At 57.5% G+C, this 23,405-nt stretch carries 22 protein-coding genes; 18 read left to right on the top strand and 4 right to left on the bottom strand.

Going from position 1 to position 23,405, the window contains the following annotated elements:
* Positions 1-45: 45 nt before the first annotated feature.
* On the bottom strand, positions 46-1,245 hold the full coding sequence (tyrS, locus tag K7H09_RS19205) for a tyrosine--tRNA ligase (RefSeq protein ID WP_230805523.1): 1,200 nt from the start codon (positions 1,243-1,245) through the stop codon (positions 46-48).
* A gap of 145 nt (positions 1,246-1,390) precedes the next feature.
* Between tyrS and K7H09_RS19200 the strand changes: the two genes are divergently transcribed.
* Positions 1,391-2,530 carry an anhydro-N-acetylmuramic acid kinase gene (locus tag K7H09_RS19200; RefSeq protein ID WP_027958271.1) on the top strand — a complete coding sequence of 380 codons (1,140 nt, stop codon included), beginning with the start codon at positions 1,391-1,393 and terminating at the stop codon, positions 2,528-2,530.
* 226 nt (positions 2,531-2,756) lie between these two features.
* Here K7H09_RS19200 and K7H09_RS19195 read toward each other — a convergent pair whose 3' ends face one another.
* Positions 2,757-3,800, bottom strand: a complete 1,044-nt coding sequence (locus K7H09_RS19195) for a type IV pilus twitching motility protein PilT (RefSeq protein WP_138801351.1) — start codon at positions 3,798-3,800, stop codon at positions 2,757-2,759.
* Between the two features lie 32 nt (positions 3,801-3,832).
* Between K7H09_RS19195 and K7H09_RS19190 the strand changes: the two genes are divergently transcribed.
* The 6 genes from K7H09_RS19190 to K7H09_RS19165 all read left to right on the top strand — a co-directional run bounded on the left by K7H09_RS19190 (position 3,833) and on the right by K7H09_RS19165 (position 8,604).
* A complete protein-coding gene (locus K7H09_RS19190) occupies positions 3,833-4,549 on the top strand; it encodes a YggS family pyridoxal phosphate-dependent enzyme (protein ID WP_230805521.1) in 717 nt (238 codons plus the stop codon).
* A 55-nt stretch (positions 4,550-4,604) separates the two neighbouring features.
* Entirely contained in the window at positions 4,605-5,429 is an 825-nt protein-coding gene (gene proC, locus K7H09_RS19185) for a pyrroline-5-carboxylate reductase (RefSeq protein ID WP_022520687.1), read from the top strand.
* 55 nt (positions 5,430-5,484) lie between these two features.
* Complete coding sequence (locus tag K7H09_RS19180; RefSeq protein WP_009287945.1) at positions 5,485-6,078, top strand: YggT family protein; 594 nt, start codon at positions 5,485-5,487, stop codon at positions 6,076-6,078.
* A gap of 217 nt (positions 6,079-6,295) precedes the next feature.
* Positions 6,296-7,522 carry a homoserine O-succinyltransferase MetX gene (metX, locus tag K7H09_RS19175; protein ID WP_138801354.1) on the top strand — a complete coding sequence of 409 codons (1,227 nt, stop codon included), beginning with the start codon at positions 6,296-6,298 and terminating at the stop codon, positions 7,520-7,522.
* Positions 7,522-8,115 carry a methionine biosynthesis protein MetW gene (gene metW, locus K7H09_RS19170; RefSeq protein WP_027958266.1) on the top strand — a complete coding sequence of 198 codons (594 nt, stop codon included), beginning with the start codon at positions 7,522-7,524 and terminating at the stop codon, positions 8,113-8,115. The genes metX and metW overlap by 1 nt, the downstream gene beginning before the upstream one ends.
* Positions 8,116-8,154: 39 nt before the next feature.
* Positions 8,155-8,604 carry a DUF4426 domain-containing protein gene (locus tag K7H09_RS19165; RefSeq protein WP_022520688.1) on the top strand — a complete coding sequence of 150 codons (450 nt, stop codon included), beginning with the start codon at positions 8,155-8,157 and terminating at the stop codon, positions 8,602-8,604.
* Between the two features lie 160 nt (positions 8,605-8,764).
* On the opposite strand, the gene sfsA is transcribed toward K7H09_RS19165, so the two are convergent.
* A complete protein-coding gene (gene sfsA, locus K7H09_RS19160; RefSeq protein ID WP_230805519.1) occupies positions 8,765-9,493 on the bottom strand; it encodes a DNA/RNA nuclease SfsA in 729 nt (242 codons plus the stop codon).
* A complete protein-coding gene (locus tag K7H09_RS19155) occupies positions 9,493-10,653 on the bottom strand; it encodes an aminotransferase class I/II-fold pyridoxal phosphate-dependent enzyme (RefSeq protein WP_230805517.1) in 1,161 nt (386 codons plus the stop codon). The genes sfsA and K7H09_RS19155 overlap by 1 nt, the downstream gene beginning before the upstream one ends.
* A 215-nt stretch (positions 10,654-10,868) precedes the next feature.
* On the opposite strand from K7H09_RS19155, the gene dksA reads away from it, so the two are divergent.
* From dksA to K7H09_RS19100, 11 genes are all read left to right on the top strand, one after another.
* Positions 10,869-11,306, top strand: a complete 438-nt coding sequence (dksA, locus tag K7H09_RS19150; protein WP_007111809.1) for an RNA polymerase-binding protein DksA — start codon at positions 10,869-10,871, stop codon at positions 11,304-11,306.
* A 101-nt stretch (positions 11,307-11,407) separates the two neighbouring features.
* Complete coding sequence (gene gluQRS / locus K7H09_RS19145; RefSeq protein WP_230805515.1) at positions 11,408-12,319, top strand: tRNA glutamyl-Q(34) synthetase GluQRS; 912 nt, start codon at positions 11,408-11,410, stop codon at positions 12,317-12,319.
* Between the two features lies 1 nt (position 12,320).
* Positions 12,321-12,497: a hypothetical protein gene (locus K7H09_RS19140; protein WP_007111811.1), complete on the top strand. Its 177-nt coding sequence runs from the start codon at positions 12,321-12,323 to the stop codon at positions 12,495-12,497.
* 1 nt (position 12,498) lies between these two features.
* Complete coding sequence (locus K7H09_RS19135) at positions 12,499-15,447, top strand: ATP-binding protein (protein ID WP_230805527.1); 2,949 nt, start codon at positions 12,499-12,501, stop codon at positions 15,445-15,447.
* Positions 15,425-16,819 carry a sigma-54-dependent transcriptional regulator gene (locus K7H09_RS19130; RefSeq protein ID WP_138801358.1) on the top strand — a complete coding sequence of 465 codons (1,395 nt, stop codon included), beginning with the start codon at positions 15,425-15,427 and terminating at the stop codon, positions 16,817-16,819. The genes K7H09_RS19135 and K7H09_RS19130 overlap by 23 nt, the downstream gene beginning before the upstream one ends.
* 928 nt (positions 16,820-17,747) lie before the next feature.
* Positions 17,748-19,130, top strand: a complete 1,383-nt coding sequence (gene pcnB, locus K7H09_RS19125; protein WP_230805513.1) for a polynucleotide adenylyltransferase PcnB — start codon at positions 17,748-17,750, stop codon at positions 19,128-19,130.
* On the top strand, positions 19,130-19,624 hold the full coding sequence (folK, locus tag K7H09_RS19120; protein ID WP_230805511.1) for a 2-amino-4-hydroxy-6-hydroxymethyldihydropteridine diphosphokinase: 495 nt from the start codon (positions 19,130-19,132) through the stop codon (positions 19,622-19,624). Before pcnB ends, folK begins: the two co-directional genes overlap by 1 nt.
* A 157-nt stretch (positions 19,625-19,781) precedes the next feature.
* The gene (gene panB / locus K7H09_RS19115) at positions 19,782-20,573 is read left to right on the top strand and encodes a 3-methyl-2-oxobutanoate hydroxymethyltransferase (RefSeq protein WP_138801360.1); all 792 of its coding nucleotides are present in this window, start codon (positions 19,782-19,784) and stop codon (positions 20,571-20,573) included.
* A 72-nt stretch (positions 20,574-20,645) separates the two neighbouring features.
* On the top strand, positions 20,646-21,518 hold the full coding sequence (panC, locus tag K7H09_RS19110; protein ID WP_230805509.1) for a pantoate--beta-alanine ligase: 873 nt from the start codon (positions 20,646-20,648) through the stop codon (positions 21,516-21,518).
* Positions 21,519-21,547: 29 nt separating this feature from the next.
* Positions 21,548-21,928 carry an aspartate 1-decarboxylase gene (gene panD, locus K7H09_RS19105; protein ID WP_007111819.1) on the top strand — a complete coding sequence of 127 codons (381 nt, stop codon included), beginning with the start codon at positions 21,548-21,550 and terminating at the stop codon, positions 21,926-21,928.
* Positions 21,929-22,148: 220 nt separating this feature from the next.
* Positions 22,149-23,327 (top strand): acetyl-CoA C-acetyltransferase, encoded by a 1,179-nt coding sequence (locus K7H09_RS19100; protein WP_022520696.1) that lies wholly within the window; start codon positions 22,149-22,151, stop codon positions 23,325-23,327.
* The last annotated feature ends 78 nt before the right edge of the window (positions 23,328-23,405 follow it).

The following is a 23,405-nucleotide window of genomic DNA, read 5'->3' as shown; positions in this document are numbered from 1 at the left end:
TTACGGATTCGCTGACGGGTTGGCAAGGGCTTTTTGACAGAAAGTTCAAATAAGCGTCACACGGGCGTAACGTTTCTTACCCGCTTGAATAACATAGCTCTTACCTGTCGCCAGCATGGTGTCTTTGGCAACGACGTCGCCATCGACTTTGACGCGGCCATTACCCAGCATGTCTTTGGCCTGGGCGCTGTTGTTCGCAAGCTCAGCTCTATTAAGCACTGCCGCAATAGGTGCTTGCTCACTGCCCTCAAAATCGACCGTGACTTCCGGCAGATCTTCTGGCAACTCGCCATCAGCCAGCTGATTACCCGCTGACTTGTGCGCATTGGCTGCTGCTTCATCCCCGTGGTAACGAGCAATCAGCTCCCGCGCCAGCTCCATTTTTATATCCCGCGGGTTAGCGCCTTGCTCAACATTCTGCTTGAGTGCGTCAATCTCTTCGTTCGATTTCAAAGAGAGCAGCTCAAAGTAGCGCCACATCAAGCTATCCGGCATGGAGACCAGCTTATTGAACATGGAGCCAGGCGCTTCATCGACACCAATGTAGTTGCCCAGGGACTTCGACATCTTCTGCACGCCGTCTAACCCTTCCAACAGCGGCATGGTAATGACCACCTGGGGCTCCTGGCCGAAGTGTTTTTGAATTTCGCGCCCCATCAGCAGGTTGAACTTCTGGTCAGTGCCGCCCAGCTCCACGTCCGCCTCAAGCGCTACCGAGTCGTAGCCCTGTACCAGCGGGTAGAGAAATTCGTGAATGGCAATGGACTGATTGGCTTTATAGCGCTTTTCAAAGTCATCCCGTTCCAGCATACGGGCGACGGTGCTTTGGGCAGCCAGCTCAATCATTTTGGCAGCGGAGAGCTCGCCAAACCATTCGGCGTTAAAACGTACCTCGGTCTTTTCAGGGTCGAGGATTTTAAACACTTGCTCTTTATAGGTTTCGGCGTTGGCTTTCACATCCTCTTCAGTGAGCGGTTTGCGCGTCACGTTCTTACCGGTAGGGTCACCAATACGCCCGGTAAAGTCACCGATCAAAAAGATAACCGTGTGCCCCAAATCCTGAAACTGGCGCATTTTGGTCAGCAATACGCTGTGCCCCAGGTGTAAGTCAGGGGCCGTGGGATCAAAACCCGCTTTGATACGCAGTTTGCGGCCTGAAGCCAGCTTCTGTTTTAGCTCATCCTCTACCAGGATTTCATGCGTACCCCGCGACAGCAGCGCTAAAGCCTGATCCACCTCACTCATTGCCTCTCTCCACTATAAAGAACCGCCCTTACCGGGCTCAGGTGATAAATAGCCGACGATGTTACCATGCTCGCTCGCCTTGGTTGAGCCTTGGTTTCGCTCTCACCCTGGTTTAGTCTCAGCCCAGCTTTGTACGAGTTCGCTTATGAAAACGCCTACCGCTACGCCGCTTTACTATATTGGCCTGATGTCCGGCACTAGTCTGGACGGTATCGATGCAGCACTTATCGCCATCGAAGGTGATTCGCCGCCGCACCTGTTGGCAACCCATGCCGAACCGATGCCGGACGAGCTTCATCGCCTACTGTTTAAGCTGTGCCATGCAGAGCAGGTCAGTTTTGCGCAGCTCGCAGCAGCGGAACACGCGTTCTGCCAATGCCAGGCCCAAGCCGTGCAGCACTTATTAGCACCCCTTTCAGTGGGTATAGAACAGATCAGTGCTATCGGCAGTCACGGCCAAACCATTGAGCATGCCCCCGCAGGCCACAGCGACGGCCCGGCGTATACACTGCAGTTGGATAATCCAAGCTTGCTGGCAGAACTCACCGGCTGCACGGTGGTCGCCGATTTTCGTCGCAGAGACTTAGCCGCAGGCGGTCAAGCGGCACCGCTGGCACCGGCCTTTCATCAGGCACTATTTGGGCGAGCAGACGCGCATCAGCTGGTACTTAATTTAGGCGGCTTTGCCAACCTCACCTGGCTTTCTAGCCAGCCGACCGATCCAGTGATCGGATTTGATACCGGCCCCGCGAATGTTTTACTGGATGGCTGGTTTGCCTTGCACCAGGGCGGCCGCTTTGACCAGGACGGCGACTGGGCCGCTAGTGGAAAGATAGATGAAGCGCTGTTAGCTCGGTTGTTATCAGAACCGTTTTTCCAGCAACCACCGCCGAGAAGCACAGGGCGTGAGCTGTTTCATCTGGATTGGCTACGAAAACATCTTAGCGGCCAGGAAGCCGCCGCCGATGTTCAGGCGACGCTGGCTGAACTCACCGCCGTCAGTGTCGCTCACGGCATTGAACAACTGCGGATCGGTAGTGGCCCGCTGACGCTGATCACCGCTGGCGGCGGCGCCCACAACGCCTATTTGATGCAGCGCCTTGCCTATCATCTCCCTCGCGCCACGCTCACTTCGCCAGCGGCGTACGGCTGGCCTGAAGACTGGATTGAAGCGGGCGCCTTTGCCTGGTTGGCGCACCAGCGTCTGCACCACCTGCCAGGCAACTTGCCCTCAGTCACCGGCGCGCAGGGCCCCCGGGTATTGGGCGGAATCTATGCCCCCTAATACTCATTGTTTGAATACGCCCCTAGACCTCAAAGAAAAGCAGTGGGTACGTCACAAGGCTTAGGCTTTTATACGAAAAGTCGGCGAGCGAAGGTCAGGCAAGGCAAAAAAACGGCGAAAAAGCGGAGTTTACGGAGTGTAAATGAGCATTTTGATCGGACTCGCGCACGAGCCGTTATTTAACACAGCATGGCCGAGCGCAGGCAGTTTTCGTACAAAGCCTAAATTATTCATCTTTTGCGGCGAGAGTGCCTTTAGCCTGAGCCTGGGCTTCCTCTATGCTTACAACGCCCTCATTGACTAACCGAGACAGCGCGGCATCCAGCGTTTGCATACCCAGGCTACCACCGGTTTGAATGGCTGAGTACATCTGTGCCACTTTGTCTTCGCGGATCAAGTTGCGCACTGCAGAAGTGGCCATGAGGATTTCGTGGGCCGCTACGCGCCCGCCGCCCTGACGTTTAAGCAGCGATTGCGACACCACTGCCTGGAGCGATTCCGAAAGCATGGAGCGCACCATGGCTTTCTCTTCGCTGGGAAAAACATCGATGATCCGGTCGATTGTCTTGACGGCAGAGGTGGTATGCAGCGTTCCCAGCACCAGATGACCGGTTTCAGCAGCGGTCAGTGCTAAGCGGATAGTCTCCAGATCACGCAGCTCGCCGACCAGAATCACATCCGGGTCTTCACGCAGCGCGCTACGCAACGCATCGGCAAAGCTATGGGTGTCGCGATGCACTTCGCGTTGGTTAATCAAACAGCGCTTGCTAACGTGGACAAACTCGACGGGGTCTTCAATGGTGAGAATGTGCTCGTAACGATGATCGTTAATGTAATCGATCATGGCGGCCAGCGTGGTGCTTTTTCCCGACCCGGTTGGTCCAGTCACCAGCACCAGGCCCCGCGGTAACATCGCCAGGCGCTCGAACACCTCACCGAGCCCAAGGGTTTGTATGGAAAGTACTTGATTGGGAATGGTGCGAAACACCGCCCCCGCCCCGCGAGCTTGCGTAAAGGCGTTAACACGAAAGCGGGCGATCCCCGGCACTTCAAAGGAAAAATCAATTTCCAGGTGCTCTTCGTAGTCGCGCCGCTGACGATCATTCATGATGGCGTAGATCAATTTACGCACATCGTTATTATCGATAGCGGGCACATTGAGCCGACGAATATCGCCATCAACACGTATCATGGGCGGCAAACCGGCCGAAAGGTGCAAGTCAGAGGCATTCTGCTTTGCCGAGAATGCTAGCAGTTCGGTAATATCCATCTCTCTTCCCAGCTGCGGTAAGGTGCTTGAGTATGACAGACATCGCGCTTAACGAGTCACTCGGCCATTCATATGCTCAGGCGCTTGAACGCCTGCATAATGCATTAGAGAACGCGGGGCGCGCCCAGGGTGCAGCCAAGCTACTGGCCGTCAGCAAAACCAAGCCTGCGGCGATGATTCGTCAGGTTTGGCAGTTGGGTCAGCGTGAATTTGGTGAAAACTATTTGCAAGAAGCGCTGGAAAAGCAGGCCGAACTTACTGATCTTGACGGCATTGTATGGCATTTCATTGGCCCCCTGCAGTCCAACAAAACCCGCTCTGTGGCCGAGCACTTTGACTGGGTACACAGCGTCGATCGGCTAAAAATTGCCAAACGCCTTAACGAGCAGCGCCCAACGCACCTTGCGCCGCTCAATATCTGCCTGCAGATTAATATCAGCCGAGAAGAGAGCAAAGCTGGTGTGCTGCCCGAGGAGTTAGAGGAATTGGCCAAAGAAGTCGCCACGCTGCCTAATCTGCGCCTGCGCGGTTTAATGGCGATCCCCGCTCCAACAGAGGATATAAGTGCTCAGCGCCAGCCTTTGGCAGCACTACGCGAAGCTTTTACCGCCTTACAAAGCAGCTTGCCAGCCGCGCCCCTTGATACGCTCTCGATGGGCATGAGCGACGATTTAGAAGCAGCGGTGCTGGAAGGCGCCACGCTGGTGCGTTTGGGCACTGCAATTTTCGGCGCTCGCCCATCGGCTTAGACGAAAAGTAGCCCACTTTTTTACGTAGAACACTTTTACTTAAGGGACACCTACCATGGCGAATAAGATTACCTTCATTGGGGCCGGCAATATGGCCAGCGCCATTATCGGCGGCCTAATCGACAGCGGCGTCGCGCCTTCTACTATTACCGCCACCGCGCCGAATGACAGCGAACTGACATCGATTAAACAACGCTTAGGCATCAATACAGACACCGACAACAATGCGGCGGTGGCTGAGGCCGATGTGGTGGTACTCGCGGTGAAGCCACAAATCATGCGCAACGTATGCGAAGCGTTGCGCGACAGCGTTCAGCGCCAGCAGCCGTTGGTTATCTCGATTGCTGCCGGCCTGGATGCCGGCACGATCGACCAGTGGCTAGGCGGCCAGAATGCCATGGTACGCTGCATGCCCAATACGCCCTCGTTGGTCGGTTATGGCGCCAGCGGCCTCTACGCCAATGCCAACGTCAGCGATGCCCAGCGTGACGTGGCCACCCAGTTAATGGAAGCGGTCGGCATTGTGGAGTGGGTGGAAGAAGAAGCCCTGTTAGACGCAGTCACCGCTGTTTCTGGTAGCGCCCCGGCCTACTTCTTTCTGATGTTCGAAGCCATGGAAGAAGCCGCGGTTAAACTCGGCCTACCTGCCGCCACCGCGCGCCGCCTGGCTATTCAAACCGCGCTGGGTGCGGCCACCATGGCGCAGCAGAGTGATAAAGACCCGGCCACGCTGAAACAGAACGTTATGTCGCCGGGCGGCACCACCGAACGTGCCATTCAACATATGGAAGAGGCACAATTGCGCACCACGATTGCCGACGCCATGCAGGCCTGCGCCGACCGCGCCCAGGCAATGGCCAAGGAACTAAGCGGCAGCTAATGCAGCCATTCGGCTAACACAGCCTAAGCTACCGGATCATCAAGGAGACATAATAATGGGCAATGAATTGGGCAGTGCAGGGTTAATGCTGGTAAATACCCTCATCAATATTTACCTCTTTTTACTCATGCTGCGCTTCCTGCTGCAGGCGTCGCGGGCGGATTACTACAACCCGTTAAGCCAATCGGTGGTCAAAATCACCCAGCCGGTAGTGGGGCTATTTCAAGGCTTTTTAGGCCCTGTGGCTGGCCGCTTCGACCTCGCCACCTTAGCAGCAGGCTTTGTATTGAAAGTGGCTAGCATCATCGCCATTTTTATGGTGATTGGCGTTGGCATGCCGCCCATTGCTGGACTGCTGATTGCCGGTGCGGCCGCCTTGGCGAATGCAATTTTAAAAATCTACTTCTTCGCCCTGATTGTGATGATTATTTTGAGCTGGGTAGCGCCCAACGCCAGCCATCCAGGTGCGCTGCTGGTTATGCAGTTGGTAGAGCCGATTATGGCCCCGGTACGCAAAGTGATTCCTCCGCTGGGCATGATTGACCTATCGCCTATCGTGGTGTTTATCGCCATTAACCTGATCGATGGTTTGGTGGTCGGCGCCCTGATTCGTGCGGCGGGCATTTCCGGCGCGCTGGTCGGGCTGTGATGGCAACTGCCATCTTCGTATTCTTAGCAAGGAAGCCTCTGATTAACGTAATGAGTGCAGGCCAGACAAGGCAAAAATCAACGAAAAAGCGGAATTTACAGGTTGTAAATGAGCATTTTGAGGCGATTTTTAACGCCGTATGGGCAAGCGCAATAGTTAATCAGAGGTTTACAGGATCTACTTCAGTCGCCCTCTTTCAGCAGGACTAGCGCCTTCAATGCCTGACTCAGATACGCTTGCATTTGCAGACCGACCGGCGGGCTCCGTCGGAGTGGTCACCCCGCACGTGGCACGCTTCGACACGCCGCTAGCTCTCGCCTGCGGCAAAGTGCTGCCTGCCTACGAGCTGATTTACGAAACCTACGGCACATTGAATGCCGATCGCAGTAACGCGGTACTGATTTGCCACGCGCTCTCGGGTCACCACCACGCCGCGGGCTACCACAGCGAAGAAGACCGCAAGCCCGGCTGGTGGGATGCCCATATTGGCCCCGGCAAAGCGATCGACACCAACCGCTTTTTTGTTGTGTCGCTTAATAACCTGGGGGGCTGCCATGGTAGCACCGGGCCGGTCAGTCATAACCCCGACACCGGCCGCCAGTGGGGGCCTGAGTTCCCCATGGTCACGGTGAGCGATTGGGTGGCCAGCCAAGCGCGGCTTGCCGACCACCTGGGGATTGAGCGCTGGGCCGCCGCGGTGGGCGGCAGCCTGGGGGGCATGCAGGTGATGCAATGGACAATGACCTACCCAGAGCGGGTGGCTAATGCGGTGGTGATTGCCGCCACGCCACGGCTCTCGGCGCAAAATATCGCTTTCAACGAAGTAGCCCGTCAGGCGATTCGCTCTGATCCGGAGTTTTTTGACGGCTGGTATGCCGAGCACGACACCGTACCCAAACGCGGGCTTAAGCTCGCGCGCATGGTGGGCCATATCACCTATCTGTCCGAAGACGCCATGGGCAGCAAGTTTGGCCGCGATTTGCGTAGCGACGACCTTAACTTCGGCTTTGACGTTGAGTTTCAGGTGGAGTCCTACTTGCGCTATCAGGGCGACACTTTCTCCACCGCCTTTGATGCCAATACTTACCTGCTGATGACCAAAGCGCTGGACTACTTTGACCCATCCGCGACCCAAGGGGGCGACTTAGCCAAAGCCCTGGCCCCAGCGCAGTGCCCGTTTTTGATTGTTAGCTTTACCACCGACTGGCGCTTTCCGCCCTCGCGCTCCCGCGAGCTGGTCGATGCGCTCATTCGTGCGGGCAAAGCGGTTAGCTACGCCAACATCGACTCGCCCCATGGGCACGATGCCTTCTTACTCTCAGAGCCGCGCTACGACGCCATCTTCAGCGCTTTTATGAACCGCGCTGCCGGCGAACTTAGCCTCGCCGAAGCGGGTACAGATGAAGCAAGCGAAGATGCAAAGAGCTCAGAGGAAACGCCATGATGCGCGCCGATCTTGAACTGATTTATGACTGGGTGCCCGAAGGAGCCCACGTGCTCGACCTCGCCTGCGGCGACGGCGAACTGCTTGAGACCCTGGCTAACAATAAGGGCGTGACCGGCTATGGCTTAGAGATCGACCATGACGGCATTAATGCTTGCGTCGCCCGGGGCGTCAGCGTGATTGAGCACAACCTGGATGACGGTTTAAGCAGCTTCTGCGATAACAGTTATGATCAGGTAATCATGACCCAGGCGCTGCAGGCGCTGCGCCGTCCGGACAAGATGCTCGATGAAATGCTGCGTGTCGCCGAAGAGGGCATCATCACTTTCCCCAACTTCGCCTACTGGCGTCACCGTGTTCATTTGGGTCTGCGCGGCTATATGCCGGTATCCAAATCGCTGCCCCACGCCTGGTACGACACGCCCAACATCCATCTCTCAACGTTCAACGACTTTGAGCACCTGTGCCGCGAGAAGGGCTTGATGATTGTTGATCGCGCGGTGGGCGTGGGGGATCATCAAGGTCACTGGAAATCGCGGCTATGGCCCAATCTATTTGGTGAAATTGCCATTTTCCGCGTTCGTCGCCGCTAGATATTCATCGCGCTTAAACGCAACCCAAGGAGCCACGCCATGTTACGCAGATTAATGATGAGTGCCGCCCTTGTCGGCATGCTCTTCGCCGCCGCTGGGGCCCACGCTGAGCAGTTCGTCAGCGTGGGCGATTACGAGATTCACTACAGCGCGGTGAACAGCAGCTTTTTGACCCCGGAAGTGGCCCAAGCGAACAACCTCCAGCGCAGCGCCAACCGCGGCCTGGTTAATGTAAGCGTTCGCGAGCGCCAGGAGGATGGCAGTACCCGCCCCGTTAACGCCAGCGTACAGGGCCACGTAAGCGGCTTGACAGGCGCCCAGGAGTCGCTCAGCTTTCGCACCGTGCACGACGGCGATGCCACCTACCACCTGGCGCCTTTTACCCTACTCGACGATGAGAACATGCGCTTTGAGCTAAGCGTGCGCTACGACCGCAACGCCGCCCCCGAACCGGTGAACTTTATTCAGCGTTTTTATATTGATCGCTAAGTCAATCCTGTATAGCTCTCGACATGCCGTAGGTAGATTGACGCAAGGGCGCTGTAAACCCATCCTTGGGCGCTACTTTCGCCATCCATGGCGAAAGACCCTTGCTTACAACTACCCACGGCCGCTGGTCATAGGCCAACGTATGCAAAGCTTGCTCTATCTACAGCCGTACAGGCAGGCTACGGGTTAACCGCACTCCAATGGGACGCTGTTGCTCCCGCACCACCTCAATACTATAGGCCAGCACTTCCACCCCGCTGGCCGAGGCCTCCGCTAGGGCTGCCGCGTAAGTCGCGTCGATATGGGCTGCGGCGGCCACATCGGCAATACCTTCATGGGCGACACAAAACAGCAGCACCGCCCGTTCACCCTGCTCTGCCAGCACTCGCAGCGAATGCAGATGCTTGGTACCACGCACGCTCACCGAGTCCGGAAAGTAGCCGTGGCCGTCCTGCTCTTTGAGGGTGACCTGCTTCACCTCGATATACGCCCGCCCCCGCTCTGGGTCATCCAGCCTAAAATCGAGGCGGGCGTCGGCCACTTTCACCTCCCGGCGCAGAGTGGCGTAGCCTGCCAACGGTTCCAAAGCCCCCGCCTCCAGCGCCGCTTCCACGATGCGGTTAGCGCGGCCGGTATGCACCGAGGCGAGCGCCACCTGTCCGTCCGCTTGGGGCAGCTCGATAAACTCCCACGTCCAGGCAAGCTTGCGCTTGGGGTTATCGCTGGGTGACAGCCACACTCGGCACCCTGGCACGTTCACCGCCTTCATTGAGCCGGTATTGGGGCAGTGGGCGACGACTTCGCGACCATCATCCAAACGCACATCGGCGAGAAAGCGCTTATAACGCTTGATCAGAGTGCCCGGCACCAGCGCCGGATAGGCCAGCATCACAGCCTGCCCACAAAGCGTGTAATCCGCGCCACCGCCTCTTCCAGCCGGGCCACATCATTGGTGAACGCAATGCGCACATGGTGTTCGCCGCCACGTACAGCAAAATCAATACCCGGGGTAATCGCCACGTTTTCTTCCTGCAGCAGGCGCTCACAGAAGGCCTGGCTATCCCGGCTGTAGCGGGAGATATCCAGCCACAAATAAAACGCCCCCTGGGGCGGGAGATCCGGTGCCAGCCCCAAGCCTGCAAGGCCCTCCAGCAGCACCTGGCGGCGCTCTTTCAGGGTTTCACGGCGCTGTTCAAGAATACCCCGGCACTTGGGCGTAAACGCCGCCAGGGCGGCATGCTGTGACGGCGTCGCCGCGGCCAGAAACATATTCTGCGCCAGCCGCGTTAATGGCTCCACTGCATGCTCTGGCGCCACCAGCCAGCCCAAGCGCCAGCCGGTCATACCAAAATATTTTGAGAAGCTGTTGACCACAAAGGCGTTGGCGGAGAGCGAAGTCGCTGAGAGCGGCGCATCGTCGTAGTTGAGGCCCTGATAAATCTCATCGACGATGACCTCGCCTTCGCGCTCAGCGACCGCTGCCAGCACTGCTGAGAGCTGTTGCTCGCTCAACGTGTGGCCGGTAGGGTTAGAGGGCGACGCCAACATCGCCAGGCTGGTGTCCTCACGCCAGTGCTGGGCGACCAGGGTAGCGTCCAACTGCCAACCGCTATCACGCCCCACGGAGATCGCATCAATCTCAGCGCCCGCTAAGGCCATAAAGTGGCGGTTGCAGGGGTAGTTAGGGTCAGCCATCAGCACCCGCGAGCCGCTTTCGACTAATAGCTGGCTGGCTAGCAGCAGCGCCCCGGACGCACCCGGCGTTACCAAAATGCGCGCTGGATCAACCGTAGCGTTAAAGTGCTCTGCATAGTGCCCGGCGATCGCCTCACGCAGCGCGGGCAGCCCAGCTGCTGGGGTGTAGCGGGTATGGCCACTGGCCAACGCCTGCTGCCCGGCAGCGATAATTGGCTCGGGGGTAGCAAAATCCGGCTCGCCTACTTCCAGGTGAATGACATCAAAGCCGGCGGCTTCCCGCGCCTGGGCCATTTCCAGCAAATGCATGACCCGAAAAGGGGCAACGTGATCGACACGCGAATTCCAGGCCATAACGGCTCCTTCATCTAATCATTTTTGAAACTGGACAAATATTGAAAAACTAACTAAAACATGGCGCTAGTCATATTCAAGGCCAAACATTCATCGAAAGCTCACCATTATGCTTGCAACCCAGTCATTTTTCAGCTAAACAAGCATCCCTTTGGCGTGAGATCGTGACAATCGCTCATGGTCGATCAGTAGTCACATATGTAAGGGGCAGTCCCATGCCAGTAGCAGAAAAGAAACCGGAAGCGTCCAAGTCCTTCACACCGTATGAGCCAGCGCCGGGTGAAGAGTATATGAACGAGCAGCAGCTAGCGCACTTCCGTCAGCTGCTGCTGGATTGGAAACAGGATCTCATGGAAGAGGTGGATCGTACCGTACGCCACCTGCAGGAAGATGCGAACAACTACGCCGACCCCGCCGACCGTGCTACCCAGGAAGAGGGCTTTAGCCTGGAACTGCGTACCCGGGATCGCGAGCGTAAGCTGCTCAAGAAAATTAACGAGACGCTAGATAACATCGATGATGATGATTATGGCTTCTGCGAAGCCTGCGGCGTTGAAATCGGCATTCGTCGTTTAGAAGCTCGCCCCACCGCCACCCTTTGTGTGGATTGCAAAACCCTGGCGGAACTCAAAGAGAAACAGCTAGGCGGCTGAGCACTAAAAGACCGTGCTACTCGAACGCGGGCACCTTAGGGTGCCCGTTTTTGTGAATGGCTTTTTGTGAACAATCAGCCCCTTTCAACAACGACGCTAATATGAATGACTTTGCTCGCTACCGTGGTCGCTTTGCCCCTACGCCCTCTGGCCCGCTGCACTTTGGCTCTTTGGTCGCCGCCTTAGGCAGCTATTTAGATGCCCGCGCGGCCGATGGGCAGTGGCTGGTGCGCATTGAAGATATCGACCCACCGCGCTGCCCTGAAGGTGCGGCGAGCACTATCCTTCGCCAGCTGGAAACCTTCGGGCTGGAGTGGGACGAAGCGGTAATGTGGCAGCACACTCGCGGCGATGCTTACCAACAGGCGCTTGACCAGCTTGTCCAACTCGGCCTGGCCTATCCCTGCAGCTGTTCGCGCAAGCAGTGGCAGGCGTTTGTTATCTACCCCGGCTGGTGCCGCGATGGCGTTTGCGATGCGAATAAACCGGTGGCCTGGCGGCTGCGCAGCGACCGTGGCGAACGCCCTATCCGCTGGCAAGACCGGCTGTTCGGCGAGCAGCAGTTTGACCCGGCTGAACTAGGCGATGTGGTATTAAAGCGCAAAGATGACCTATGGGCGTATCAGCTCGCCGTGGTAGTGGATGACGCCGAGCAGCAGATTACCGATGTGGTACGCGGGCTCGATTTGCTCGATAACACCCCTTGGCAGCGCCAATTGCAGAGCGCACTTCAGCTACCGCAGCCGCGTTACCTGCATCTGCCACTCATTGTGACCGCTGAAGGGCAAAAGCTCTCCAAGCAAAACCTGGCCCCGGCCCTGGCAGAAGACGAGCAGAAAGTGCGCCAGCAGCTCTTTCAGGCGCTGGAAGCGCTTGATCAAGCGCCGCCACAAGAACTGGCCTCAGAGCCCCCCGCGACTCAGCTACACTGGGCGGTAGCGAACTGGTCGTTGGCACGTTTAAACCCAACGGCACACCGTTTAAATCCCTCTTCACCTCCAGTAGGAGATTGATATGTATGTCTATCGCATCATGCTGTTTTTGGTGTTTGGCGGCTACCTGCTCTCTCCGCTGCTGATGAATGGCTGGAGCGACCCTGAGGCCGCCTGGTACCGGCCGTTTGCGATTTGGGGTGGGTTGATTGCGTTAACCCTCTGGCTGGAGCAGAAGAGAAAGCTTGATGAACGTTGAGATGCACGTTGAGATAGTCGGCGTCCTACTGCTTGGGCTAGGCTACCTGGCACTGCTGTTTGGCTGCGGTTTTGCGGTAGAGCGCGGCTGGGTGCCGGTGCGTATTACCCGCCACCCGATTGTTTACACCCTTGCCCTGGGTGTTTATGCCAGCGCCTGGGCGATTTACGGCAGCGTGGAAATGGCTGCCCACGCGGGTTTTGGCTTCCTCGCCTACTACCTGGGCGCAGCGGGCGCCTTCTTGCTTGCCCCTGTGCTACTGGTGCCCATCCAGCGCATCACCCGCACCTATCAACTAACGTCATTGGCGGATCTGTTTGCCTTTCGCTTTCGCTCTCGTTGGGCGGGTACGCTGGTCACCATCGTCAGTCTACTGGCGGTGCTGCCACTGCTCGGCATTCAAGTCCAAACCCTGGGCGAAGCCATCAATATCATCACCGCCAGCCAAGCGGGAGGTAGCGTTGCGCTACTTTTTTGCGCCGTAATTGCCGCCTTTGCGGTTATTTTCGGTGCCCGCCACAGCCAGTCTCACGGCCGCCACGACACTCTGCTTAGCGCCATTGCGTTTGAATCCATTGTTAAACTGCTGGCCATGCTGGGGCTCGGCGTGGTGGCGCTATGGATGGTGTTTGACGGCCCAGGCGACCTGCAGCTGTGGCTGGAGGGCCCTGGCGCTCTCCTCCAACAACAGACACCCAAACTTGACCCGGCCCAGTGGCGAACTCTCCTGCTGCTGTTTTTTGCGGCGGCGTTTATGATGCCGCATCTGTTTCATATCAGTTTTTCAGAAAGTCTATCCCGGCATACCCTGCTACAAGCTAGCTGGGCGCTGCCGCTTTTCCTGCTATTAATGGCGCTACCCGTACCGTTGATTTGGTGGGCCGTGCAATCGGTCAATCCCGACATACCCATCGCCGCCTATGCCGCCTACCTAATGACCGAACACTGGTGGGTAGGGGCGCTGGCGTTTATCGGCGGGCTAGCCGCCGCCAGCGGCACCATGATTATGATTGCGCTGGCGCTTTCCGGCATGGTGCTTAATCATATTGTACTGGTAGCGAGGCCCCCGGAAGCGCGCAGTGATCTCTACGGCTGGCTGCTGTGGCTGCGCCGTGGGCTAGTGGTCGCTGTGATTATCAGCGGCTGGGTGTTTTACCAGTGGGTAGGTCGCCATCATGGGCTTATCGGTTTGGGATTAGCCGCGTTTGTCGGCATGGCCCAGTGCCTGCCTGGCATGCTGGCGCTGCTCTACTGGCCGGGCGCTAACCGTAAAGGCATGATTATTGGCCTCATCGCAGGCGTCGGCGTATGGCTATGGGGGCTATGGCTGCCGCTCATGTTCTCGCTACCCGTACCGACGCTGCCCTTTACCCCGCTTACCGACACTGGTGCGCCGGTTTGGTACAACGTCACGCTGCTCTCGTTAGCGGTCAATATCCTGCTGTTGATTGTGATATCGCTGTTTACGCGTATTTCTGAAGGTGAGCAGTCCGCCGCGGAAGCGTGCTCCGTCGATGCCGTTATCCGCTCCAAGCGCTTTCCACTGGAAGCCGCCACGGCGAGCGATTTTTCGACTCACTTAGCCCACGCCCTCGGCGATGAGGCGGCTAGCCGTGAAGTGAATCGGGCATTGCAAGCACTCAACTTAACGCCCCAGGAGCGCCGTCCCTACGCGCTGCGTCGCTTGCGTGACCGTATTCAGGCCAATCTCTCGGGCCTAATGGGCCCATCGGTGGCACGGGATATTGTTGATCGCTATCTACCCTACCGCCACGACGACACCCCTGAAACCGACGATATTCACTTTGTTGAAAGTCGCCTGGAAGCCTACCGTTCGCGGTTAACGGGGCTAGCCCGGGAACTCGACGGCTTGCGCCGCCACCACCGCCAAACCCTGGCCTATCTGCCTGTGGGGCTGTGCGTGCTAGGCGATGACGATGAACTACTAATGTGGAATCAGGCGCTCTCTCAACTCTCGGGTATTAGCGGTGAAAGCGTGATCGGTTCACGCCGCGACAGCCTACCTGCCCCCTGGCCCAGCCTACTCGGTGGCGTGCTGGAAACCACGTCAACACCGCTCTACAAACAGGCGGTCACGCTGCACGGTAAAGACTATTTTTTGACCCTGCACAAAGCGATTCTCAGCGGTAGTGACAGCCGTGGCGGCAGCGTTATTCTGATTGAAGACCATACCGAAATGAAGTGGTTAGAAGATGAGTTGGTGCATGCAGCACGCCTTGCCTCCATCGGCCAGTTAGCCGCTGGGGTCGCCCACGAAATTGGCAACCCGATTACCGGCATCTCGTCGCTGGCGCAAAATCTACGCTACGACACCAACGACCCCGCCCTGCTGGAGACCGCCGACCAAATCCAGCAGCTAACCCAGCGGGTCACCAAAATCGTTAACTCACTGGTTGGTTTTGCCCATGGGGGACGCCAATCGGTACCGCTCCCTGCCTCACCTGTGGCACTTGCATCCATTAGCGAAGATGCACTGCACTTGATCCACCTCGCCCGCTCGGGAGAGGATGTTACCTTAACCAATGAAACGCCTGACGACGTGGTGGTGCGCGGCGATGCCCAGCGATTAACGCAAGTGATGGTCAACCTGCTGAGCAATGCCCGGGATGCCTGCGGCCAAGGGGGAGAAGTTCACATGACCGCAGGGCGCCACGAGCAGCTTGCATGGTGGCGGATAACCGATAACGGTCAGGGCATCGACCCACGAGTGCGCGAGCACCTATTCGAGCCCTTTACCACCACCAAACCCGCCGGCGAGGGCACCGGTCTGGGCCTTTCATTGGCCTACCAGATTATCAATGAGCACCAGGGTAAAATAGACGTGGCTTCGCCACCCCCCGGACAGCCTCGCGGCACGGCCATTACGTTATGGCTGCCGCTTTACCAACAGGATGATCAGCCAACCCATGCCCAGGATTCTGATTGTTGAAGATGAAGCGATTATTCGCAGCGCGCTAAAGCGCCTTCTGGAACGCCACGACTATACGGTCAGCGAAGCAGGCAGCGCTGAGGAGGCCAGCCAGCTTGAGCTCGCAGGGTTCGACCTCATCATCAGCGACCTGCGTCTGCCGGGCGAACCGGGCACCTCGCTGATCACCGCCGCAGCCCCCGTGCCGGTATTGATCATGACCAGCTACGCCAGCATGCGCTCTGCGGTGGAAGCGCTCAAACAGGGGGCCGTGGACTACGTTGCCAAGCCCTTTGACCACGCGGAGCTATTGGAGACCGTTGAGCGGATCCTGCACAAGCAGTCGATGCAGCAGAGTCCGCCCCCGGATATCACCGATGCAGGCGGCAGCCGGCAAACCATGATCGGCAACTGCGTTGCCATGCAGCAGGTCTACACCCGCATTAGTAAAACCGCCCCGGCCGATGTCACCGTATTGATTCTTGGCGAGTCAGGTACCGGCAAGGAGCTGGTGGCACGCGCCATTCACCAGCAGAGCAAGCGCGCCAAGGCACCATTGATCTGCGTCAACTGCGCGGCGATTCCTGAAACGCTGATCGAATCAGAGCTGTTTGGCCATGAGAAAGGCGCTTTTACCGGCGCCAGCGCTGCGCGCACCGGGTTAGTCGAAGCCGCTGATGGCGGTACGCTATTTTTGGATGAGATTGGTGAACTACCGCTGGATGCCCAGGCGCGTCTGCTGCGCGTTCTTCAAGAGGGTGAAATCCGTAAAATTGGCTCGGTGGAAACCCGCCACGTCAATGTCCGCCTGATTGCGGCCACCCATCGTGACCTGCGAGCACTGTCAAAAACCGGTGAGTTCCGCCTTGACCTTTACTACCGGCTGAACGTAATGCAGATCGAGCTGCCGCCGCTGCGCGAGCGCGAGGATGACGTGCTTGAGATCGCCGACATTCTGCTCGACAAGGCGTGTAAACGCCACGAACGCACGGGCCTGCGTTTGTCCCGCGCAGCCCGCCAGGATCTGCGCGACTACCCTTGGCCGGGTAACGTTCGCGAGCTGGAGAATGCCCTTGAGCGCGGAGTGATTCTTGCCGAGGGGCATCTGATCCATCCGGATGACCTGGGTCTAGCGCCGACCACCCCACGCCCCCATCCGTCCTCTGGCGCGTCCAGCACACCTGCTGCCAGTGGTGGCGGTGATAAAAGTGCTGAAGAGAATGAAGATGATCTCTCTTTAGAAGATTATTTTCAGCACTTTGTCCTAGAACACCAAGACCAAATGAGTGAAACCGAATTGGCACAAAAACTGGGCATTAGCCGTAAAAACCTTTGGGAACGACGCCAGCGGCTTGGCATACCGCGCAAAAAAACCGCCCGGCGCCCAGGTTAAGCACCTGGGCATTCCCATTCCCTCCTGTCTCCACACTACCCCTACGACCATCGTCTAATATGCTGATTTAAATAAGAAATATTCTGCCTTTCGCTACCCTGGCACTGTTACCTTCCCACACAATGCCGCGCACAAACGGGCGCGAAAGGGGTAACACTTCTCGCGCCGTAAAGTTCCGCAGCGACTTAAAAAACTCCAACCTTCTGAAATTTATAATTTATTAAATAGGTGGCACAGGGTCTGCAGTATTACTGGGTAAGAAAAACAAACTGGGCATAGCGCCAGGTCACCAACAAAAACAACATGACCTCGCCACAACCTGAGCCACAACAAAAACAACAGGGCCAGGTAGAGATAACGGTACTAACAAGAACAACAGGCTTGAATCTCATTACTTGCTTGCGCAGGCAACACAGGCGCAGCGAACAACAACAAAAGTTAGCAAGTGGCCCGAAAGGACGCGACGTACAATGTGACTTGGCATCCTAACAACAACAATAGCTGTCAGTGTGTACACCCCGGCGCCAATAATAATACCCCGGGGGGAGAAAAGTTCGCGGTTGGATTATTGTTTTGAATACGAGGCGGTCGGAACCATCGTGATCCTTACGCCTACCGACTGCGGTGCGTATTCAGGGCGATGTGCCATCATGAAGAAAAATAGCAGCACGGACGCTGATTAATTGCTTGATAGGGGAGGCTCTTTTAGCCTCCCCTTTCCGTGTTTGAAACCTGGGTTTAAAACCTGGGTTAGCCCCCGCCAGCGTCAAGTGCTTTGCAAGCCGCTACTTTGCAAGCCGCTCTTTGCAAGCCATGAAGGGTCGGCTACACTCAGCCACTCGTGGTTTATGTTCAGTACTCGTTTGAAGTGTTTTCTAACGACTATTTTTACGACCATTTTTTCGTACCTGCGAGTTGAAATCGTCGCATGTTTAAAGGATTTACCCGTTTCCTACACAGCCCGGGGGAGCAATTGAAAACCTTGCTTGATCCCCAAGAGAGCACCACCAGCGCCCTCACTCCGCGCAACATCCCTCGGTCCGAGCACCCTGTTTCTCGCCAGCATATTAGCGATGCCGCGTTAAAAGTGCTTTATCGCCTTAGCGGCGCGGGTTTCGACGCCTATTTGGTGGGCGGTTGCATTCGTGATGCGCTGCTGGGCAAGATGCCCAAAGATTTTGATGTCGCCACCAACGCCACGCCAGAGCAGGTTCGCGATCTATTTCGTAACTCGCGCCTGATCGGCCGCCGTTTTCGGATTGTCCATGTGCGCTTTGGCCGCGAGGTCATTGAGGTCACCACCTTCCGTGGCAAACCCCAAGACGAGCATGGCGACCACATTGCCCACCAGTCCGATGAAGGGTTACTGCTGCGCGACAATGTATGGGGCAATATCGAAGAAGACGCGCTGCGCCGCGATTTTACCGTTAATGCGCTCTACTACAATATCGCCGACTTCAGCATCACCGATTTTGCCAATGGTGCCGAGGACATTAAGACCCGCACCCTGCGCCTGATTGGCGACCCGGCGACACGCTACCGCGAAGACCCGGTACGTATGCTGCGGGCGGTGCGTTTTGCGGCTAAGCTGGATTTCACGCTAGACCCCGCCACTGAAGCGCCGATGTACGATCAGGCGCCGCTGCTGCTGCAGATTCCCCCAGCGCGGCTATTCGATGAAGTGCTCAAGCTGTTTATGTCGGGCCACGGCTTGGTTACCTTCCGGCTGCTCAGCCACTACGGCCTGTTCGGTATGCTGTTCCCCGAGGCCGAAGAAGCCATGGCCGATGCCGCCTGGGCCGAAGAGCTGATTGAGCAGGCGCTGACCAATACCGATAAACGTATCGCCGAAGAGCGCCCCGTCACCCCAGCGTTTCTGCTGGCTGCGTTTTTATGGGCACCGGTCAAACATCACCAGGAAGCACTGGAGCAGGAGGGCATGCCGCCCATTCCTGCGCTTCAAGCGGCGGCTCAGCAGGTGGTATCTCGTCAGTTAGAGTTCACATCGATTCCCAAGCGCTTTGGCATCCCGATGCGGGAAATTTGGGAATTACAGCAGCGCCTACCCCAGCGGCGCGGTAAAAAAGCCTTTCAAACCCGCGAACATTCGCGTTTCAGAGCGGGCTATGACCTGCTGCTGCTGCGCGAACAGGCGGGCGAGATACCGAGTGGTTTAGGCGAATGGTGGACGGCGTTTCAGCGCGGCGATGAGCACGAACAGCGCCGCTTACTGCAAAAAGTTGGCGGCGACCCCGCCAGCCAGGGCGATCGTCGTCGCAAACGGCGCCGTAAGCCGAGCGCGCCAGAGTAGTGGGTGCTCCTCCCCAGCTCGCCTATATTGGCTTGGGTAGCAATCTAGAGTCGCCTATCGTGCAGGTTCGCGAGGCCCTCAACGAGCTGGCAATGCTACCGCTAAGCCGATTGGTGGCAGCATCATCGCTTTACGCCAGCCGCCCGGTGGGGCCGCAAGATCAGCCGGACTTTATCAACGCGGTGGCCGCGCTGGAGACACGGCTCTCGCCGCTGGCGGTACTCGACCAGCTTCAGGCGTTAGAGCAGCAGCATCGCCGCCGCCGCCAGCGCCGCTGGGGGCCCCGAACGCTCGATCTTGACCTGCTGCTCTACGCTAATGACACTATCGATACGCCACGCCTACGCGTGCCGCACCCGCAAATAACTGCCCGGGCCTTTGTACTGCTCCCCCTCGCAGAGATCGCCCCCTCTCTAGACCTCCCCCAACAGCCGCTATCCACGTGGCTTGAGCAAGTTGAGAACCAAGGTTTGGAACGCTTACCCTGCGCCTAGTTGCGGCTAACGCTACCATTTGACACAAATCTCGACACCGACACCCCATTCAGGTAACAATTGCCGGTTACGCCACTTCGCGCATGCAGGGATGCAGCATCAATAATGGTCGGCTGCCTATGTCGCAGCGGCCTCACGTAAAACATGAGAGCACGCCATGAAAACCGTCACCCTAAGCACGCTGCAGGCCTATAAGCAGGCTGGCGAGACATTCAGTTGCCTAACCGCTTACGACGCCTCCTTTGCCCATGCGGCAAGCCAAGCAGGCATTGATGTCCTGCTCGTCGGTGATTCGCTGGGCATGGTGCTACAGGGCCATAACAGCACTCTGCCCGTCACTATTGAAGACATCGTTTACCACACCCGCTGCGCTGCGCGTGGTAAAGGCCATAGCCTGCTGATGGTAGACCTTCCCTTTATGAGCAACGCCACCACCGAGCGCCTGTTGGAAGATGCCGGTGCCGTGATGCGCGCGGGCGCGGAGCTGGTCAAACTGGAAGGCGAAGCGTGGATGGCCGATGGCATTCGTGAACTTACCCGCCGCGGCGTACCGGTATGTGCCCACCTGGGCTTAACCCCACAAACCGTGCATCAGCTAGGTGGCTATAAAGTGCAGGGGCGCGACGCTGCTCACGCTGAGCGCATCATTAATGACGCAAAAGTGCTTGTCGAGGCGGGCGCCTCGGTGATTCTGCTTGAGTGCGTCCCTGCCAGCCTGGGCAAAGCGGTCACCGAAGCGCTGGATGTACCGGTGATTGGCATTGGCGCAGGGCCGGATACCGATGGTCAGATTCTGGTAATGCACGATGTGCTCGGCATCACCCATGGCCGCACACCGCGCTTTGTAAAAAACTTCATGGCTGAGGCTGATAGCATTCAAGCAGCTTTCCAGGACTACCACGAAGCCGTCAAAACCCGCGCCTTCCCGGCTCAAGAGCATTGTTTTTAAGAACCGTTTTTAACAACTGTTTTTAAAACAGCTCGACTATCGACCATTTTTTGTTATTGACGCGAAACGACTATGCGCACTTTGCGAGACATTGATCAGCTACGCAGCACGCTGCGAGATTACCGCCAACGCGGCCAGCGTATTGCCCTGGTACCCACCATGGGCAACCTACATGCCGGGCACCTAGCGCTGGTCGACTGCGCGCGCCAGCACGCCGATATCGTGGTCGCAAGCCTGTTTGTCAATCCGATGCAGTTTGGCCCAGGCGAAGATTTAGACGGCTACCCGCGTACCTTTGATGCCGACCAAGCACAGCTTATCGAGGCCGGCTGCAACGTGCTGTTCGCCCCGACGGTGAGCTCGCTCTACCCCAACGGCTTGGACGCCCAGACCCGCGTGCATGTGCCCGTGGTGGGTGAGGGTCTGTGTGGCGGCTCACGACCCGGCCATTTTGACGGTGTCTCCACCGTGGTTAGCATGCTGTTTAATTTGGTGCAGCCCGACGTCGCCTGCTTTGGGGAGAAGGATTACCAACAGCTGGCGGTGATTCGTAAGCTGGTGTACGACCTGCACATGCCGATCGAGATTATCGGCGTGCCCATCGTGCGCGCAGAAGATGGCCTGGCACTGTCATCACGCAATGGCTATTTAAGTAGCGAGGAGCGTGCAATCGCCCCTGCGCTTTACCGCACGCTGTGTACGCTTCGCGATGCGCTAGAGCGCGGAGAACCTATCGAAAAGGTACTACACCAGGGCAACACCGCGCTGTATGATGCGGGCTTTACGCTAGACTATTTGGAACTGCGCGATGTCACGCTAGGCCCCATTAACCTAGCGACCCGCCATGCGGTACTGCTGGCCGCCGCCAAGCTGGGCCCGGCGCGATTAATCGATAACCTCACTGTTCAACTCCCGGCCAGCGCTGCCACTACTGGCAGAGAATAAACAAACAACGGGTAAAAATAGGAACTCACATGCATACCATCATGCTCAAAGCCAAGCTGCACATGGCACGCGTCACTCACGCGGTACTCAACTACGAAGGCTCTTGCGCCATCGATGGCGACCTGCTGGATATGGCGGGTATTCGTGAAAATGAGCAGATCCAGATTTACAACGTCGAGAATGGCGAACGCTTCACCACTTACGCTATTCGCGGTGAGGAAGGCTCCAAGCTCATTTCGATCAACGGCGCTGCGGCCCACCTCGCTGCCCCTGGCCACCGGATCATTATCTGCAGCTATGCCCACTACTCCGAAGCCGAACTGGAAAACCACCAGCCTGCTTTGGTGTATCTCCAGGAAGGCAACCACGTCAGCCACACCAGCAATATTATCCCGGTACAGTTGGCCTGATCACAACTGGCCTAATCTTAGCGCCTCTAATGCTTTCTTCTGACGGGCCACATGTTGGCCCGTTTTTATTTGCCCATAAAGGTTTATTGCCGCAACGCACCACCTTCCCCTATGCTGAAGAGACGGCTGACAGAGTACGAATAAAAGAGTACGGCTGACAGAGCACGCCTATCGGGCATCTGGTATCAGACTGTCTGTTAATTACTCCAGGAGTCATCTTATGCAAGAAGTAGTCATTGTTGCGGCACGCCGCACCGCTGTGGGCGCTTTCGGCGGCTCCCTCGCAGGTATTCCAGCGAGCGACCTAGGCGCTTTGGTGATCAAGGATATCCTTGCCTCAACCGGCGTTTCTCCCGATCAGGTTGACGAAGTACTGCTGGGCCAGGTGCTCACCGCGGGCGTTGGTCAAAACCCGGCGCGCCAAGCGGCTATTAAAGGCGGCCTACCGGACTCGGTACCGGCCATGACCATCAACAAAGTGTGTGGCTCAGGCCTTAAGGCACTGCATCTCGCTACGCAGGCCATTCGCTGCGGCGATGCCGAGCTGATTCTGGCCGGCGGCCAGGAGAATATGTCCGCTTCGCCCCATGTACTGCCCAATTCTCGCAACGGCCAGCGCATGGGCGATTGGAAGGCAATTGATTCCATGGTGCACGACGGCCTGTGGGATGCGTTCAACAACTACCATATGGGCATTACCGCCGAGAATTTAGCCGAGAAGTACGGTATCACTCGCGAAGCAATGGATGAGTTCGCCGCAGCCTCGCAGCAGAAAGCAGCTGCCGCCATCAAAGAAGGTAAGTTCAAAGGCCAAATCGTGCCGGTGGAAATTCCCCAGCGCAAAGGCGACCCGGTGGTGTTTGATACCGACGAGAATCCACGGGAAGTGACCGCGGAGAAGCTTGGCGGCATGCGCCCTGCGTTTAAGAAAGACGGCACCGTTACCGCCGGTAACGCCTCGGCGCTCAACGACGGCGCGGCGGTGGTTATGCTCTGCTCCGCCGAAAAAGCTAAGCAGTTGGGGCTAGAGCCACTGGCACGCATAGCGGCTTACTCCAACGCAGGCGTTGACCCTGCCATTATGGGTATCGGCCCCGCACCGGCCACTCGCCGCTGCCTGGAAAAAGCCGGCTGGAGCCTGGACGACCTGGACTTGGTCGAAGCCAACGAAGCGTTTGCCGCCCAGGCGCTATCTGTCAACAAAGAGCTCGGCTGGGATACGTCTAAAGTGAACGTCAACGGCGGCGCGATCGCTCTAGGCCACCCCATCGGTGCCTCCGGCTGCCGCGTACTGGTCACGCTGCTCCACGAAATGATCGCCCGCGACGCCAAGAAAGGCCTCGCGACGCTGTGCATCGGCGGCGGTCAGGGCGTAGCCTTGGCTATCGAGCGGCCTTAAAAACCTACCCTTCGCTCGCTTAACTAAGAACTAATATAAGCCCTTGTCAATTGACGAGGGCTTTTTCCGTTCGGGATG

Origin of the sequence: Halomonas sp. IOP_14 (genome assembly GCF_021021315.1) — a bacterium.
GTDB lineage: Bacteria > Pseudomonadota > Gammaproteobacteria > Pseudomonadales > Halomonadaceae > Vreelandella > Vreelandella titanicae.
This window is presented reverse-complemented; position numbering and strand designations above follow the sequence as displayed.

What these genes read in the sequence shown, in the direction of transcription:
- tyrS (WP_230805523.1), bottom strand. Translation starts at nt 1,245, where the DNA reads ATGAGTGAGGTGGATCAGGCTTTAGCGCTGCTGTCGCGGGGTACGCAT.
- K7H09_RS19200 (WP_027958271.1), top strand. Translation starts at nt 1,391, where the DNA reads ATGAAAACGCCTACCGCTACGCCGCTTTACTATATTGGCCTGATGTCC.
- K7H09_RS19195 (WP_138801351.1), bottom strand. Translation starts at nt 3,800, where the DNA reads ATGGATATTACCGAACTGCTAGCATTCTCGGCAAAGCAGAATGCCTCT.
- K7H09_RS19190 (WP_230805521.1), top strand. Translation starts at nt 3,833, where the DNA reads ATGACAGACATCGCGCTTAACGAGTCACTCGGCCATTCATATGCTCAG.
- proC (WP_022520687.1), top strand. Translation starts at nt 4,605, where the DNA reads ATGGCGAATAAGATTACCTTCATTGGGGCCGGCAATATGGCCAGCGCC.
- K7H09_RS19180 (WP_009287945.1), top strand. Translation starts at nt 5,485, where the DNA reads ATGGGCAATGAATTGGGCAGTGCAGGGTTAATGCTGGTAAATACCCTC.
- metX (WP_138801354.1), top strand. Translation starts at nt 6,296, where the DNA reads ATGCCTGACTCAGATACGCTTGCATTTGCAGACCGACCGGCGGGCTCC.
- metW (WP_027958266.1), top strand. Translation starts at nt 7,522, where the DNA reads ATGCGCGCCGATCTTGAACTGATTTATGACTGGGTGCCCGAAGGAGCC.
- K7H09_RS19165 (WP_022520688.1), top strand. Translation starts at nt 8,155, where the DNA reads ATGTTACGCAGATTAATGATGAGTGCCGCCCTTGTCGGCATGCTCTTC.
- sfsA (WP_230805519.1), bottom strand. Translation starts at nt 9,493, where the DNA reads ATGCTGGCCTATCCGGCGCTGGTGCCGGGCACTCTGATCAAGCGTTAT.
- K7H09_RS19155 (WP_230805517.1), bottom strand. Translation starts at nt 10,653, where the DNA reads ATGGCCTGGAATTCGCGTGTCGATCACGTTGCCCCTTTTCGGGTCATG.
- dksA (WP_007111809.1), top strand. Translation starts at nt 10,869, where the DNA reads ATGCCAGTAGCAGAAAAGAAACCGGAAGCGTCCAAGTCCTTCACACCG.
- gluQRS (WP_230805515.1), top strand. Translation starts at nt 11,408, where the DNA reads ATGAATGACTTTGCTCGCTACCGTGGTCGCTTTGCCCCTACGCCCTCT.
- K7H09_RS19140 (WP_007111811.1), top strand. Translation starts at nt 12,321, where the DNA reads ATGTATGTCTATCGCATCATGCTGTTTTTGGTGTTTGGCGGCTACCTG.
- K7H09_RS19135 (WP_230805527.1), top strand. Translation starts at nt 12,499, where the DNA reads ATGCACGTTGAGATAGTCGGCGTCCTACTGCTTGGGCTAGGCTACCTG.
- K7H09_RS19130 (WP_138801358.1), top strand. Translation starts at nt 15,425, where the DNA reads ATGCCCAGGATTCTGATTGTTGAAGATGAAGCGATTATTCGCAGCGCG.
- pcnB (WP_230805513.1), top strand. Translation starts at nt 17,748, where the DNA reads ATGTTTAAAGGATTTACCCGTTTCCTACACAGCCCGGGGGAGCAATTG.
- panB (WP_138801360.1), top strand. Translation starts at nt 19,782, where the DNA reads ATGAAAACCGTCACCCTAAGCACGCTGCAGGCCTATAAGCAGGCTGGC.
- panC (WP_230805509.1), top strand. Translation starts at nt 20,646, where the DNA reads ATGCGCACTTTGCGAGACATTGATCAGCTACGCAGCACGCTGCGAGAT.
- panD (WP_007111819.1), top strand. Translation starts at nt 21,548, where the DNA reads ATGCATACCATCATGCTCAAAGCCAAGCTGCACATGGCACGCGTCACT.
- K7H09_RS19100 (WP_022520696.1), top strand. Translation starts at nt 22,149, where the DNA reads ATGCAAGAAGTAGTCATTGTTGCGGCACGCCGCACCGCTGTGGGCGCT.